A 14,053-nucleotide genomic window follows, 5' to 3' on the forward strand; every position below is an offset into this window, starting at 1 on the left:
GGAAGGTAGGTCCAGTTTCTCAGCTGAGCCCGGGCCCTGAAGGTCACGGCGGGAGCTAGGGAGCTATGGCGTCCGGCCGGCCAGGCGGGCCACCTCGTAACCTCCGGCGGAATAGATCGTCGTGAATGCCACCCCGGGGTGCAGCGCTTCGCCCACGACCTGCGCCGACGTCCACTCGGCGGGCAGACCTCCGGCGACAAGGTCGATCACGAGATAGTCCGGCAGGGGGTTCTTGTTGCCGAGCCAGAAGACATCCGTTCGTTCCACGAGATAGTTCATCAGCCCAATATCTGATTCAACCCGGGCGCCGTCGGGCACGACCCGCAGAGCAGCGGTCGCAGCGATGGTGCGATCCGTTGAAATATTGCCCGCCATATCCGTCAGTGTGAACAAGGGCAGCGTCGTGGCGAGCACGAGGGCGGCGACAATCGAAACGGATGCTGCCTGCCGCCCGTATCCGCGCAGCCAACGGCGCCGGCTGCCGCGCGCGAGCGCGATGCCGTCGAGGGCGGCGGCGAACACGATCGGCATGAGCACGGCGCTGTACTGCCAGGTCGGCCCCCAATAGCCCGAATTATCGGACAGGAACCGCCAGGCGAGGGTCGGCAACAGCACGAGCGCGAGCGGTGAACGCACCGCGATAAAGCCGCCGGCCACGAGGAGCAGCGCGAGAGTCACGCCCTTCTGCGGCTGAAACAGTGCCGCCGGGTCACCCATAATTTTGAGTAGGTCGATGCTGCTCGAATATGCCCAGGCCCCATTCGGGTTGAGCAGCGGCAGGATGACCAGGCTGGCCAGGGCGAACCAGCCCACGCCCCAGACCGCCAACCACACTCCGAGCGGATTCCGGCTGCGCACGGCCAGTACGATGCCCAGCGCGGCCACGGTCAGTCCGAGGTCTTCTTTCACGAACACGAGCGGCATCGCCCAGAGCAGGCAGGTTACCCACTTTTGCCCAAGAAAGGCCGTCAGAGACAGCGCCAGCAACGGAACGGCGAAGGCGATCTCGTGGAACTGCGCCTCGACCGCGGCTTGCAGACCAAAGCTGAACGCAAACGCCAACCCGAACAGAGTGCCGGTGAGCGACCCCAGCAGTCGGATGGCGGCGTAAGCCAAGGCTGCCGCGGCGATCCCCAACATCGCATTCTGCACCACCAGCAGGGTGAAAGCGTGCGGAAAGATCGCGAAAATCGGGCCGAGCACCACCAGAAGCGGATGAAAGTGGTCACCGAGCAGGTTGAAACTCTCGCCCTTGATCGTGACAATGGGCGCCTCAAGTGCCGCGTACTGCCGGGCCAGCTGCGTGAAGATTCCGAGGTCCCAGGACGGCGCGGCGAAACTGCGCCACTGCAGGTTCGAGAACACGGTGTACAGCGCGGTTGTCACGATCCCGACGCCCACCGGAAGTACGAACGGTCCGAGCGCCCGCCGCCATTCAGGCAGTCGCCGACCGCCGCCCATTCCCCTCATCCGACCACGCTAACGCACCCCCCGGCTGATCCTGTAGCGGTACGGGACCTATGGCCCTAGATGACCGACGATGCAGGCGGCACACTGAGAGCGTGCCCCAAACAACGGCGCACTCGGAGATCGCATGACACTCACTTGCCCCTTCTGCCATTCCCGGGCCCGACTCAGCCCGAATCCGGCCCATGCCGAGCGCAATTCTCTTCCCGTCTACATCTTCACGTGTTCCGGATGCGACCACACCAGTGTGCGTGCCACCCTGGTTCGCGGCCAGCTGGCCACCACAAACGCCTCTGGCGCCTGACAGTACGGAAAAATTACCGCGTTTTTTCCTGCGGAACTACAGGTCGGCCAGCAGACTGACCGGGTTTTCGATGCAGCGAGCCACAAAGGTGAGAAACCCGGCCGCGGTTTTGCCGTCGCAGACGCGGTGATCGAACACCATCGACAGTTCAACGACGGTGCGCACCGCGAGTGCGTGGTCGACCACCCACGCTCGCTCGATCATGCGGCCGATGCCGAGGATCGCCGCCTCCGGGTGGTTGATGATCGCCGCCGAACCGTCGACACCGAGCGATCCGAAGTTGTTCAGGGTGAACGTTCCGCCGGTGAGCGCGCTCGGCGGGAACGTGCCGTCTGGCGAGTGCGCCACGAGCTCGGCGAGGGAATCGCGCAACTGCCGTGTAGTCATCGCGTGCGCGTCGTGGATCACCGGAACCATCAGCCCGCGCGAGGTCTGCGCAGCAATGCCGAGGTTCACCGCGCCGTGTTGCAAAATCTCCTGGCTCGCGGTGTCGACCGAGGAGTTGAGCAGCGGAAACTGTCGCAACCCGGCGACCACGAAACGCGCGATGAGCGCCGTCACGCTGAACCGCTCCCCGGTCGCCGTCAGCAACTGATCGCGGGCGGTGAACAATGCCGTTGCGTCGACGTCGAGCCAGATCGTCGCCTCGGGAATCTCCTGCCGCGACGTCGTCAACCGCGCGGAGACGGCCTTGCGCAGGCCGGTGATGGGAATGCGGATGTCGGCACTCACATCGGCCGGTTGGGCGGCGTTGCGGGCAGGCGTCGCACGGGCAGTCGTCGCACGGGCGGGCGTCGCACGGGCAGGCGCCGGGCGGGCAGTCAGGTCGCGAATATAGTCGTCGACGTCTGTGCGCAGCACCAGGTTGTTCTGCCCGGTGCCGGCGAGCATGCTCGCGTCGAAGCCGTTGTCTCGGGCGAGTCGACGCACGATCGGCGAGACGACGGGGGAGCGGCGGGCCGGGTGCAGCACGCCGGTCATGACGGATGCGGTCGGCGTAGTCTGCGCCGCGGCCACCGGGAGGGTCGGCGCGGGCAAAGCCGCGGCATCCGCTGGAAAAACGTGGGTTTCGCTCGGCGTTCCCGTGCGGCCGAAACGTCCGGCGGCCACCGTGCGGGCCGGCCGGGTGCTTTCCGTTGTGCCGTAGCCGACCAGTACGGCGCCGGAGTGTTCGGACGGGGTGGCGGCGGTCGCTGTGGCAACCGGAACGTCTGGAACGTCCATAGCCGTGGCGGCGTCAGCCACGGTCAGTAACACCTGCCCGGCGTGGATGATCTGCCCTGGCTCACCGAACAGGCTGGCCACGACACCGCCGTATGGTGATGGCAGTTCCACGATCGACTTCGCCGATTCGACCTCGACCACAGCCTGATCGATGACAATCGTGTCGCCGGGAGCGACCAGCCACGCCACGATCTCGGCCTCGGTGAGGCCCTCGCCGAGGTCGGGCAGCAGAAATTCGCGGCCCATCAGGACCACTCCCAGGTCGACAGTGCGGCAAGAATGCGGTCCGGGGTCGGCAAGTAGTACTCCTCGAGTTTGGGTGACGGGTAGGGGATGTCGAAACCGGTGACGCGCAGAATGGGTGCGGCCAGATAGAAGAAATTGCGTTCGGTCAGGCGAGCGGCGACCTCGGCGCCGTAGCCGCCGAACTGGGCGGCTTCGTGCACGATGCAAGCGCGGCCGGTCTTGCGAACGGATGCCCCCACCGTTTCGTCGTCGAAAGGTGAGAGCGAACGCAGATCGATGACCTCGATCGAGAGCCCCTCAGCGACAGCCTGCGCGGCCGTGGCGAGTGCGGTCTTCACGGTCGGCCCATAGGCGATGAGTGTGACATCGGTGCCGGCGCGCAGCACGACCGCCCGGTTCAAAGGCTCGGTCTGCACCGGCAAGGCCACGGAAGCCTTGCTCCAGTACCGGCTCTTCGGTTCCATGAAAATAACCGGGTCATCGCTTGCTATGGCGCCCCGCAGCATGGAATAGGCGTCGGCCGGGTTCGACGGGCTCACCACGGTGAGTCCGGGCGTAGCCGTCCAGTAGGCCTCGGAAGAATCGGAGTGGTGTTCGACCCCGCCGATGTCGCCGGCGTAGGGAATGCGGATGACGATTGGCAGCTGGATTTTGCCGCGCGTTCGATTGCGCATCTTGGCCACGTGCGACACGATCTGTTGAAACGCCGGGTAGCTGAACGCGTCGAACTGCATCTCCACGACGGGGCGCAGGCCGTACATGGCCATGCCGATCGCGGTTCCGACGATGCCGGCTTCGGCCAGTGGGGAGTCGCTCACGCGGGTTTCGCCGAATTCGGCGTAGAGCCCGTCGGTGACTCGAAAGACGCCGCCGAGCGGGCCGACGTCTTCGCCGAACAGAACGACCGTCGGATCATCGACCATGGCATCGTGAATGGCGGCGTTGAGCGCGGCGGCCATGGTGAGGTTCTCTGGCACGCGCACCGCAGTGCCGGTCTGCAGGGGCTGCTGTGAGCTCATCGGGTGCTCTTATCACGAGCAACAACGGATGCCACAGCGTCGCCATCGAGTTCGGCCGCCAGAAAGGCGCGTTGCTCCGCCAGGGCGGTGCGCGGGGTGGAGTAGACGTGCTCGAACAGTTCCAGCGGGTCGACGACCGCCTGCTCGGTCATGCAGTCCCGGGTTGTGGTGGCGAGCTCCTCGGCGGCCGCCAGAATCGAAGCACGCACCTCATCGGTCAGGGCGCCCTGCGCGACGAGGTATTTTTCCAGACGTTCGATCGGGTCTCGGTGGCGCCACAGGTCGACGTCGGCCGCCTTTCGGTAGCGCGTGGGGTCATCCGAATTGGTGTGTGCTTCGATGCGGTAGGTGAGGCCCTCGATCAGGGTTGGGCCACCGCCGGTGCGAGCGCGGTCCATGGCCGCCGAGATGACGGCGTACATGGCCGCAACGTCGTTGCCGTCGACGTAATAGCCGGGCATGCCGTAGCCGATCGCCTTGTCGGCGATGGTGCGGCAGGCCATCTGCTTATCGAGGGGCACGCTGATGGCGAACTGGTTGTTCTGCACGACGAAGACGACGGGAGCCTGCCAGACGGCCGCGAAATTGAACGCCTCGTGGGCGTCACCCTCGCTCGTGGCGCCGTCACCGAGCAGTGTCAGCGCCACGGTGTTGTGGCGTTTGAGCTTCGCTGCGGTGGCCAGACCGACGGCGTGGAGCGCCTGAGTGGCCAGCGGGGTGGCTTGCGGGGCGATGCGGTGCGTGTGATAGTCGTAGCCGCTGTGCCAGTCACCGCGGAATGAGGCGAGGATGTCTTTCGGCTCGACGCCCCGGGTGAGCAGCGCGATGCTGTCGCGGTAGGTCGGAAACAGCCAGTCCTGCGGGTCGAGCGCGGCGACCGCGGCGATCTCACAGGCTTCCTGGCCGAGCGCGGAAGGGTACGTGGCAAGGCGACCCTGCCGGGTGAGGGCGGTGACCTGTGCGTCGAAACGGCGGGCGATGACCATCTGCCGGTACAGACTGAGCAGGGTGTCCACGACCGGCAGGGTAAAGTCGCCGCTCTCGTTTTGCGGGACCATACGGCCGAGGTCGTCGATCAAACGCAGGGGTGGGGCCGGTAGCACGGTGGTCATGATCGGGTTCTCGACATTGAGGCTCATGAGGCAATGGTGCGCCTTTGCGCCAGTCCGCACCCAGCTTTTTTGCAGTTGTGAACGATTGGCCGTGCACATGCCAGACAGCGACCAAACGGCATTACTGAAGTGTGTCTCAGTGCCAAGCGTCCGGAGTAGTTCCGGGCGCGTGACCGACGATCTCGTCGAGGATTAGGTGCGACCGGGTCGAGATCACCCCGGGCATGCTGTGGATGTCGCGAAGAATGGCCTGGCTGAGCTGTTCGTGGTCGGGAGCGCTCACGGTCAGAATAATGTCGATGTCCCCGCTCACTGCCTGCGCCTTCTCGACGAAAGGGAGTTCGGCCAGCTGCGCGGCGATATCACCCCAGGCCACGTCAGCGATCTTCACGATGACGAGAGCCGACACATTGAGGCCGAGGGCCTTACGGTTGGTCTGGGCGCCGAAACCGGTGATCACACTATGGCTGATGAGCTTCTGCACCCGGGTGTGTGCGGCGGTGCGGGAGATGTGCACCTGCAGGGCCAGCTGGCGAATGGACAGTCTGGAGTCCCGGCTGAGCTCGGCGATGATCTGGCGATCAACGCCGTCGAGTCCGGGGTGGGGTGTCTTCGGCTGCGTCATTGGACCCTCATGCTACCGGCGTCGATGCGGGCGGCGCCGACGCGCGCACCGACGCGCGCAGCGTCGATGCGCGCAGCCCGGACGTGCGCAGCAGGCGCAGGTAGTGATTTTTCGGCCAATGTCGTATTAGGCGCGGCAGCCGCGGATAAACCAGGCGGATGCCGCCCAGCACCAGGTCAAAGCATCGCTGGTGCCGCGTCGACCAGGGCAGGTCGAAGAGCACCCGAACGTTCGGAGGCAGCAGGCCGGCGGTCAGCAGGCGGGCCACGGGCAAGGCGGCGCGATACCAGAGCGGTGCGGTGCGCGAGTGCAACAGTTCGTGCGCGACGGCGCGGGTAGCGGCATCCGTTGTCAACAGGGCGAGCTGCTCGTTCCAATACAGGCGAAACGCCGCGCGGTCCGTCGGCCACAGCTCTGGCGGCACCTGCAGCGACGTGCCGAGGCGAGAGTATTCGCGGTAGACCTCATCGGCCGCCTGGTCGTCAAGCGCACCGAAGAGCAGGCCGTGCAGGTGAGTGGCCGATTCGTACAGCGTCGCGGCGACCCAGAGCTGCAGCTCGGGGGTGAAGGCGTTGTACCCGGGTGTCGTGCCGGTTGAATGCACGGGACCGTGTGCGTGGTTGACCCGCGCCGCCATGGTGGCGGCCAGCTCCGCATCGCCGAACACGATGGCGTAGACGTAGCTGAGCGTGCCGTTCAGCCGATCGAGGGGACGATCGGCGAAATGACTGTGATCGGCGACGCCGTGGCCGATGGCCGGATTGGCCAGCTGCAGCAGGATGGCGCGGCCTCCGGCGGCAATCAGGATGCCCTCACCAGCGACCCCCATCAGACTCGGGGCTATCCTGCGGGAACGACCTATGCGCACAGCTACCTCCCGATAAACACGCAGAACCCCGTGACACGCTGAGTTTATTCGGTCGGCCTGCATGCGCGCTTCGTCCTCATACCCAATGAGGGGAAGATAAATTCTTACCTTCCCGGGAATACGACCGAGTTCTATGCACTTGCATGTATCCGAGGGCGACAATTCCTGGGCCCACACACTGGAGGAGAATTTCTATGAGCAAGAGCACCGCAACGAGCATCCCCGGCTTCAAGGCCGGAACCTGGACCATCGACAAGACGCACAGCTCGGTGAGCTTCAGCATTCGCCACATTGTCATCAGCAAAGTCAAGGGCACCTTCGAAGACTTCGACGCCACCTTCGTGACCGGTGAAAATCCGCTCGAGACGAGCGTCACCGCCTCTGCCAAGGTCGTCTCCATCAACACCAACGAGCCCAGCCGTGACGGTCACCTGCGCACCGGGGACTTCTTCGACGCCGAGACGTACCCGACCATCGACTTCGTGTCGACCGGTATGCGCGAAGTCAAGGGTGACTATCTCGTCGACGGCAACATCACCATCAAGGGCGTCACCAAGCCGACCACCTTCGAGCTCGAGTTCGGCGGCTTCGGCGGAGACCCCTACGGAAACTACAAGTTCGGTGCCACGGCCAAGACCGAGGTCAACCGCGAAGACTTCGGCCTCACCTACAACGCCGCCCTCGAAACCGGCGGCATGCTGCTCGGCGACAAGGTCACCATCACCCTCGAACTGCAGGCCGCGCTCAACGCGTAACCCGTAAGTCGTCGGTCAGGGCTCCACTTCGGTGGGGCCCTGTGTCGTTAAGAAGCCACGACTCCTGGGTGAGACAGAAACGAATGCCATTCGCTAAGTTGCGCGATGGCCGCGAACTGCGCCCCGCTGCGCTTGCCGAGGCTCAGACCGGGCGGGTGTCCTTGCCATCAAGCCACAACTCGACAGTCTCGTCGCGGTGTACGCCATCTGTGCCGACATGTTTTTCGTTGATCGTGGCACCATTCTTGATGACATAGACCAGGGCCATGGCGTGGCCGCGACCCAGTCCGTAGTCGGCCTTGAGCCAATCGACGATGACGCCGGCCTTCGTGGTTGGTTCGTCGAGACCGCGTTCGTGCGCGAGGGCGACCAGCGCGCGCGGCGTGAACCCCGTCTTCTCTTCGATCGCGGTGAGATAAGCCTGAAATGACATGGGGTCTCCTGACGTCGGGCGCACTCGTCAGTATGCGGGAGCCGGTACTGCGGGGCTAGGGTGAAATGATGCCCGTGCATTAATCCCGGTGCGTCGCGTGTATAAGAGCAGGCGACACGAGAATTAGATTGCCGGTCCAGTTATTAGAACAATGGTCTAATCAAACGAGGAGATTCCCGTGTTCACCCTGAACGACCTGAAGATTCCGATTCTCGCGGCGCCCATGGCCGGCGGCGCCTCAACGCCCAACCTCGTGGTCGCCGTGAGCGACGCTGGCAGTCTCGGCTTTCTGGCGGGCGGCTACAAAACCCCGCAGGCCCTGGCCGAGCAGATCATCGAGGTGCAGCAGCGCACCGAGAATGCGTTCGGCGTCAACCTGTTCGTCCCGCAGCCGCCCCTGACCGACCGGGCCGCTGTTCTGGCCTATCGTGACGCACTGGCAGACGAGTACACAACCGCGTTTTCCGAGATCGTCGCCGAGGACGACGATTATTTCGTCGAGAAGGTGGCCGTGGTCATCGATCAGAAGGTTCCGGTGGTCTCTTTCACCTTCGGACTGCCTCCCGCAGATGTGGTGACACGGATGCACGCGGCCGGGTCGTACCTGATCGCCACGGTCACCTCGGTCCCGGAAGCCCTGCAAGCGGTGGAGCGTGGAGTGGACGCCCTCTGCGTGCAGGGGCCGGAGGCCGGCGGACACCGGGCGACCTTCCAGACGCAAGACGAACCGGACACCCTCGCATTGGGCGCGCTGATGATGGCGATTCGTGCGGAGGCGACACTGCCCCTGATCGCGGCGGGCGGCATCCACTCGGGGGAGCAGATCGCCGGGTTGCTTGAGGCCGTCGCCGAGGCTGTTCAGGTCGGCACGGCCGTTCTGCGCACCGACGAATCGGGCGCGACCCAGGCCCACAAAGACGCGCTGGTCGAGTCGCGATTCACGGAGACAGTGATCACCCGCGCTTTCTCGGGCCGTCCGGCGCGCGCCCTGCTGAACGCTTTCATCGTCAACCACGGCGCTGATGCACCGAGCGAGTACCCCCAGGTGCATCACGTCACCAAGGGTCTTCGAGCGGATGCTGCCCGCCGGGGTGACGCCGACGGGCTCGCCCTCTGGGCCGGCACCGGGTATCGCGCTGCGACCGCGGGTTCTGTCCAGTCTGTTCTTGAGGCCCTCTGGCTCGATGCGACGGCGGCGACCGCTCGCCGTTAGCCGGGCGCCAGCTCAGCGGATGAGTTGTGGCGGAACGGGGCTGACCCTCCGCTTCGGGGTCGTGAGCGGCACGCAGGTTGCGCTGCGTTGACTGGTCAGGCGGCGGGGTTTTTCACCGGAGCCATGTTGCTTCGGGGGAGACGGTCGCGGATCAGCAGAACGACGGTGATCCCGACCACGGCACCAATAAGGGTTTCCAAACCGCGGTCTGCGAGCAGGGACACCGGGTCGACCGGGCTGGCGAGTTGAGTCATCAGCAGTATCACGGGCGTGAAAAAAATGAGGGCGACACCGTAATGGCGCATCATGAATAGTTCCGCCGGGAACTGCAGGGCCATGACGAGGATAACCAGCACGGTCGTGCCGGGATGCAGCAGCAGCACACCAGCCGTCACGCCCAGGCCGGCATAGGTCCCGAGTATGCGATGGATGCCTCGCTGCACCCGGCTGGAAAGATCGGCACCGGCGAGGGGAACGGCCGCAGCGGCCATAGCCCAATAGGCGTGGCCGATTCCCAGGAGGAGGCCGAGAGCACCGGCGGCTGCAACGGCGACGATATAACGAGTGGCGTGCACGCCCGCCTTCGGGAGCCATGGTCCGGAGCGAGATTCGGTAGTGCGTCTCGCCGTGGAATCCCAGGTGCGGTTTCCAAACCAGCCGGTGAACCCGACCAGCAGGGAAAAGAGTGCGGACGCGGCGCAGACGAGCGCGGCCGTCCACAGTGGGATGACCGTGGGGATCGACGCGCAGGCTCCCAATGCAAAAATGCCGAAGAATGGCCCGGCGGGTCTGAGCTTTATTTTGTCGGCTACGAGTGAACCGAGTCCGGCCAGGAGTGCCTCGATAAAGACCAGCCCCCAGGCCTGAACGTGGGTGATGGACAGAGCCACACCGACAGTCACCCCGGTCAGCAGTAACGCCGCAGCCTGGGTCTGGTGCACCAACCGTAGCTGATGGGTTTCACCACGGCCGTACATGCCCGTGAAAGCACCGAAAACGGCATAGATGGTCAGCTCAGGGTGGCCAAGAAGCAGCAAGAGTAATACTGGGACGGTGACACCCAGGCCGACGCGAAGCGCCGGCCAGTGATCGTTGACCGCGGGTGGGACACTGACGAGTGCGCGCAGGTAGAACAGGACCGGGCGCACAGGGTCTCACGGCCTTTCGAACAGAACAGTGGTGGCGCGGCGTAAACAGCAGAACCCGGTTGGCTGGTTTCACGCCCGACTGCTGCGCTCACTCCAGTCTGTACCGCTTTGCCTCGCCGGTCCAAGACTTGAATTCAACCAGTCGATAACCAGACATTATCAATCAGCCAGTCGCGTCGCGGGCGCTTCGGGCACGATCGACGAAAGCCCCCGATCGAACAGCTCACCCAGGGAAAGCCGCGCTGCAACGGCCGCGAACGCCCGTGCGGTCACCGAACCAGGCGACGCGGGACTTATCGCCGCAGCAACGCGCGCGGTGGCGACGGGATCGACGAGTGGCACAATGCGGGTCCGCGATGACGGTGTGATGGTTTGCACCCACGAATGTGGCACGATGCTGGCCCACTGGCCTGTCTTCATGTGCGCGTGGAGGGAGGCGATCGAGTCTGTTTCTACCTGCGGCTCCATCCGAATCTGGTTCTGGCTGAAGGCATCGTCGATCACTTGTCTGCTGCGCATTTCCGTTGTCAAGACAGCAAGGGGGAGCGCGGACGCCTGACGCCAGGTCATCGTCGCTGGAATCTCTGGAAGGAGTTCGTCGGAGGCGATGAGAACATAGCGTTCCTCGTACAACGGCACGAAGAAGAGTCGCGGGTCTTCCCCGTCATCGAGATAGGTGACGCCGGCATCCAGCTCGAAATTTCGCAATCGCCGGCTAATCTCGGCCGCGGACAGGCCCGACTTGATTTGGACCTTGGCCAACGGATGCGCAGCACAGAACGCGGCCACCACCAGCGCGATCGTCGTCGAGGCACTCGGTACCACACCCAGCCGTAACACGCCGGTCACTCCGGACTGGACGGCCTGCACCTCCGCCTTGAAAGCGTCGTGCTCGGCGAGGATTCGTTTGGCCCAAATCACCAAGCGTTCGCCCTCCGGCGTCAGCCCCTCAAAGGTATGACCACGATTGATCAAAGAAACATTGAGCTCCTGTTCCAATCTGTTGATTGCCGCGGAGAGGGCAGGCTGGGAAACGTGGCATGCGGCGGCCGCACGAGCGAAGTGCCGTTCCCGGGCGACAGCGACAAAATATTCGAGCTGGCGAAAACGCATAGGCTCTTCTTTCACGTTGGTAATCAGTGGGGCGTGTACCCCAAGGTAGGCTCGTTTCGACAGGGTGTGCAGCAACCGCCCTGGGGTAGATCAGCGTCGATCGGCGCGAAACAACTCTCTGGCCGCCAGTCCAAGCAGATCGCACGACAAGAAATGGTTTTCCTTTGCGCAAAATGAATATGTCCCGGGCAAGAAAGCTGTCGGTTGCCGTCACGGCGCTGCTGGCCCTCGCCAGCGGGTTCGCGGGCGTCAGCGCCGTGGCCGCGAGCGAGCCGAGCAGCCACGTCCAGCCCCGGACATCGGTCGCCGGCGAAACCTACGTTATCGGTACCGACACGACCTTCGCACCGTTTGAGTACCGCGAAGACGGTGAACTGACCGGCATCGACATGGACTTGATTCGTGACATCGCTGCTAACCAAGGCTTCACCGTTGAGATCAAGTCGCTCGGCTTCGACGCCGCGCTGCAGGCGTTACAGTCCAATCAGGTGGACGGCGTCATCGCCGGAATGTCGATCACCGACGAGCGCAAGCTGGTGTTCGATTTCTCCGACCCGTACTTCGACTCCGGTGTGCAGATGGCTGTCGCCGAAGACAACACCGAAATCACCGGTTACGCCGACCTGGCCGGTGAAACCGTCGTTGCCAAACGCGGCAGCGAGGGCGAGACCTTCGCCAACTCGATCAAAGACGAGTACGGCTTCACCGTCAAGGCCCTGGCCGACTCGGCCACGATGTACGACGACGTCAAGGCTGGCAACTCTGTCGCCGTCTTCGATGACTACCCGGTCCTCGCCTACGGCATCAACCAGAACAACGGGCTCAAGTCGGTCACCGAGAAGGAACAGGGCAGTTCCTACGGCTTCGCTGTCAACAAGGGCCAGAACCCCGAGCTGCTTGCTGCCTTCAACACCGGTCTGGCCGAGCTGAAAAGCAAGGGTGATTACCAGTCCATTCTCGATACGTATCTGGAGCAGCCGGTGCCCGTCGCGGCATCCGGTTTCTTCGGGCTGTTGTCCGACAGCCTGCCGGCCCTCATGAAGGGCCTCGGCCTGACGCTGCTCGCGACCGGGCTGTCGATCGTGGTCGCCCTCGTGCTCGGCGTACTGTTCGGGTTCTTCAAGGTCTCCGAGAGTCGCGTGCTGCGCGGCTTGGCGAGCATCTACGTGAGTATCTTTCGGGGTACCCCGCTGCTCGTGCAGGCGTTCTTCTTCTACTTCGGCCTGCCGCAGCTCACCGGGCAGCCGATCGACGTACTCACCGCCGGTGTACTGACCCTGAGCCTCAATGCCGGCGCCTACATGACCGAGATCGTGCGCGGCGGTATCCAGTCGGTCGACCCGGGCCAGACCGAGGCCGGCCGGAGCCTCGGCCTCGGCTACGTCACGACGATGCGACGCGTCGTGCTACCGCAGGCCGTGAAGATCATGACGCCGTCGTTCATCAACCAGTTCGTGATGACGCTGAAAGACACCTCTCTCCTGGCGGTGATCGGCTTCGCCGAGCTCACCTACCAGGGCCAGCAGATTTACGCCGCGAACTTTCGCACCGGTGAGACCCTGCTGATCGTGGCCGCGCTGTACTTCATCGTCATCAATTTGCTCACCATGCTCTCCAACACGCTCGACAAGAGGTTCAACAAATGAGCAAGAACAGCGCCGGCAGCACAATTCCCGCCGGCAGTAAAATCAGCGTCAGGGGACTGCGCAAGTCGTTTGGCTCCAACGAGGTGCTCAAGGGCCTCGACGTCGAGATCAACGAGGGCGAGGTCGTCTGTGTCATCGGTCCGTCGGGCTCGGGCAAGTCCACGTTTCTGCGCTGCCTGAACAAGCTCGACGAGCTCAGCGCCGGCACGGTCATCGTCGACGGATTCAACCTCGGCGATAAGACGGTCGACCTCAACGAGGTACGGCAGCACATCGGCATGGTTTTTCAGCACTTCAACCTGTTTCCGCACATGACGGTGTTGCAGAACATCATGCTGGCCCCGGTTGAGTTGAAGAAGGAATCCAAGACGGATGCCCGCGCCACCGCCCTCAAACTGCTCGACCGGGTGGGCCTCGCCGACAAAGCAGACGCCCGTCCCGGCCAGCTTTCCGGCGGTCAGAAGCAGCGTGTCGCCATCGCTCGATCCCTCGCTGTGAACCCCGACATCATGCTCTTCGACGAGGCCACGAGCGCCCTCGACCCGGAGATGGTCGGCGAAGTGCTGCAGGTCATCCGTGATCTCGCCGCCGAGGGCATGACCATGGTCGTGGTCACCCACGAAATGGGTTTCGCCCGCGAAGTCGCCGACCGGGTCATCTTCATGGCCGACGGGGTCATCGTCGAAGAGGGCACCCCGGCCGAGCTGTTCGGCAACCCGCAACAGGAACGCACGCAGGACTTCCTCTCCAAGGTGCTGTAGTTTCACCGCGCCCCAGTGCGGTGGCCGCTGCGGTAACCCCTGGAGCGCGCACCGAAGTAGCACGCACCTGCTCGATATATACTGCACCCACGGTGCGCGCAGCATCCGTTACTGCGCAG

Annotated in this window: 14 protein-coding genes; 5 read left to right on the plus strand and 9 right to left on the minus strand. The window is 64.1% G+C overall.

Annotation, left to right across the window (positions count from 1 at the left end; genetic code table 11):
• Positions 1–63: 63 nt before the first annotated feature.
• On the minus strand, positions 64–1,470 hold the full coding sequence (locus CXY83_RS13580; RefSeq protein ID WP_104197866.1) for a DUF2079 domain-containing protein: 1,407 nt from the start codon (positions 1,468–1,470) through the stop codon (positions 64–66).
• 124 nt (positions 1,471–1,594) lie between these two features.
• Here CXY83_RS13580 and CXY83_RS17665 point away from each other — a divergent pair, with 124 nt between their 5' ends.
• Positions 1,595–1,771 (plus strand): hypothetical protein, encoded by a 177-nt coding sequence (locus tag CXY83_RS17665; protein ID WP_158251887.1) that lies wholly within the window; start codon positions 1,595–1,597, stop codon positions 1,769–1,771.
• 36 nt (positions 1,772–1,807) lie between these two features.
• Here CXY83_RS17665 and CXY83_RS13585 read toward each other — a convergent pair whose 3' ends face one another.
• The 5 genes from CXY83_RS13585 to CXY83_RS13605 all read right to left on the minus strand — a co-directional run bounded on the left by CXY83_RS13585 (position 1,808) and on the right by CXY83_RS13605 (position 6,826).
• Positions 1,808–3,241, minus strand: a complete 1,434-nt coding sequence (locus CXY83_RS13585; protein WP_104197867.1) for a dihydrolipoamide acetyltransferase family protein — start codon at positions 3,239–3,241, stop codon at positions 1,808–1,810.
• Positions 3,241–4,260 (minus strand): alpha-ketoacid dehydrogenase subunit beta, encoded by a 1,020-nt coding sequence (locus CXY83_RS13590; protein WP_199184970.1) that lies wholly within the window; start codon positions 4,258–4,260, stop codon positions 3,241–3,243. The genes CXY83_RS13585 and CXY83_RS13590 overlap by 1 nt, the downstream gene beginning before the upstream one ends.
• The gene (gene pdhA / locus CXY83_RS13595) at positions 4,257–5,399 is read right to left on the minus strand and encodes a pyruvate dehydrogenase (acetyl-transferring) E1 component subunit alpha (RefSeq protein WP_199184971.1); all 1,143 of its coding nucleotides are present in this window, start codon (positions 5,397–5,399) and stop codon (positions 4,257–4,259) included. The genes CXY83_RS13590 and pdhA overlap by 4 nt, the downstream gene beginning before the upstream one ends.
• A 109-nt stretch (positions 5,400–5,508) precedes the next feature.
• On the minus strand, positions 5,509–5,997 hold the full coding sequence (locus CXY83_RS13600; protein ID WP_104197868.1) for an Lrp/AsnC family transcriptional regulator: 489 nt from the start codon (positions 5,995–5,997) through the stop codon (positions 5,509–5,511).
• A gap of 7 nt (positions 5,998–6,004) precedes the next feature.
• Positions 6,005–6,826 (minus strand): oxygenase MpaB family protein, encoded by an 822-nt coding sequence (locus CXY83_RS13605; protein WP_104197869.1) that lies wholly within the window; start codon positions 6,824–6,826, stop codon positions 6,005–6,007.
• Positions 6,827–7,059: 233 nt separating this feature from the next.
• On the opposite strand from CXY83_RS13605, the gene CXY83_RS13610 reads away from it, so the two are divergent.
• Positions 7,060–7,620, plus strand: coding sequence for a YceI family protein (locus CXY83_RS13610; RefSeq protein ID WP_104197870.1), 561 nt, complete (start codon positions 7,060–7,062; stop codon positions 7,618–7,620).
• Between the two features lie 142 nt (positions 7,621–7,762).
• Here the strand turns inward: CXY83_RS13610 and CXY83_RS13615 are convergent, their stop codons facing one another.
• On the minus strand, positions 7,763–8,053 hold the full coding sequence (locus tag CXY83_RS13615) for a DUF4287 domain-containing protein (protein ID WP_104197871.1): 291 nt from the start codon (positions 8,051–8,053) through the stop codon (positions 7,763–7,765).
• A 178-nt stretch (positions 8,054–8,231) separates the two neighbouring features.
• Here CXY83_RS13615 and CXY83_RS13620 point away from each other — a divergent pair, with 178 nt between their 5' ends.
• Entirely contained in the window at positions 8,232–9,266 is a 1,035-nt protein-coding gene (locus CXY83_RS13620; RefSeq protein ID WP_104197872.1) for a nitronate monooxygenase family protein, read from the plus strand.
• Between the two features lie 95 nt (positions 9,267–9,361).
• Here the strand turns inward: CXY83_RS13620 and CXY83_RS13625 are convergent, their stop codons facing one another.
• Positions 9,362–10,414, minus strand: coding sequence for an FUSC family protein (locus tag CXY83_RS13625; RefSeq protein ID WP_104197873.1), 1,053 nt, complete (start codon positions 10,412–10,414; stop codon positions 9,362–9,364).
• 159 nt (positions 10,415–10,573) lie between these two features.
• Positions 10,574–11,602: a LysR family transcriptional regulator gene (locus CXY83_RS13630; protein WP_304466252.1), complete on the minus strand. Its 1,029-nt coding sequence runs from the start codon at positions 11,600–11,602 to the stop codon at positions 10,574–10,576.
• Between the two features lie 98 nt (positions 11,603–11,700).
• Between CXY83_RS13630 and CXY83_RS13635 the strand changes: the two genes are divergently transcribed.
• Together CXY83_RS13635 and CXY83_RS13640 are read left to right on the plus strand one after the other, a co-directional pair.
• Positions 11,701–13,173 carry an amino acid ABC transporter substrate-binding protein/permease gene (locus tag CXY83_RS13635; RefSeq protein ID WP_233200981.1) on the plus strand — a complete coding sequence of 491 codons (1,473 nt, stop codon included), beginning with the start codon at positions 11,701–11,703 and terminating at the stop codon, positions 13,171–13,173.
• Positions 13,170–13,934 carry an amino acid ABC transporter ATP-binding protein gene (locus CXY83_RS13640; protein WP_104197876.1) on the plus strand — a complete coding sequence of 255 codons (765 nt, stop codon included), beginning with the start codon at positions 13,170–13,172 and terminating at the stop codon, positions 13,932–13,934. The genes CXY83_RS13635 and CXY83_RS13640 overlap by 4 nt, the downstream gene beginning before the upstream one ends.
• Positions 13,935–14,053 lie beyond the last annotated feature (119 nt).

The organism is Cryobacterium sp. M15 (assembly GCF_002929675.1).
Lineage (GTDB): Bacteria > Actinomycetota > Actinomycetes > Actinomycetales > Microbacteriaceae > Cryobacterium > Cryobacterium lyxosi.

Bases quoted from the DNA above. Each gene is read 5' to 3' on its own strand.
- CXY83_RS13580 (WP_104197866.1), bottom strand. From the start codon at position 1,470: ATGAGGGGAATGGGCGGCGGTCGGCGACTGCCTGAATGGCGGCGGGCG.
- CXY83_RS17665 (WP_158251887.1), top strand. From the start codon at position 1,595: ATGACACTCACTTGCCCCTTCTGCCATTCCCGGGCCCGACTCAGCCCG.
- CXY83_RS13585 (WP_104197867.1), bottom strand. From the start codon at position 3,241: ATGGGCCGCGAATTTCTGCTGCCCGACCTCGGCGAGGGCCTCACCGAG.
- CXY83_RS13590 (WP_199184970.1), bottom strand. From the start codon at position 4,260: ATGAGCTCACAGCAGCCCCTGCAGACCGGCACTGCGGTGCGCGTGCCA.
- pdhA (WP_199184971.1), bottom strand. From the start codon at position 5,399: ATGAGCCTCAATGTCGAGAACCCGATCATGACCACCGTGCTACCGGCC.
- CXY83_RS13600 (WP_104197868.1), bottom strand. From the start codon at position 5,997: ATGACGCAGCCGAAGACACCCCACCCCGGACTCGACGGCGTTGATCGC.
- CXY83_RS13605 (WP_104197869.1), bottom strand. From the start codon at position 6,826: ATGGGGGTCGCTGGTGAGGGCATCCTGATTGCCGCCGGAGGCCGCGCC.
- CXY83_RS13610 (WP_104197870.1), top strand. From the start codon at position 7,060: ATGAGCAAGAGCACCGCAACGAGCATCCCCGGCTTCAAGGCCGGAACC.
- CXY83_RS13615 (WP_104197871.1), bottom strand. From the start codon at position 8,053: ATGTCATTTCAGGCTTATCTCACCGCGATCGAAGAGAAGACGGGGTTC.
- CXY83_RS13635 (WP_233200981.1), top strand. From the start codon at position 11,701: ATGAATATGTCCCGGGCAAGAAAGCTGTCGGTTGCCGTCACGGCGCTG.
- CXY83_RS13640 (WP_104197876.1), top strand. From the start codon at position 13,170: ATGAGCAAGAACAGCGCCGGCAGCACAATTCCCGCCGGCAGTAAAATC.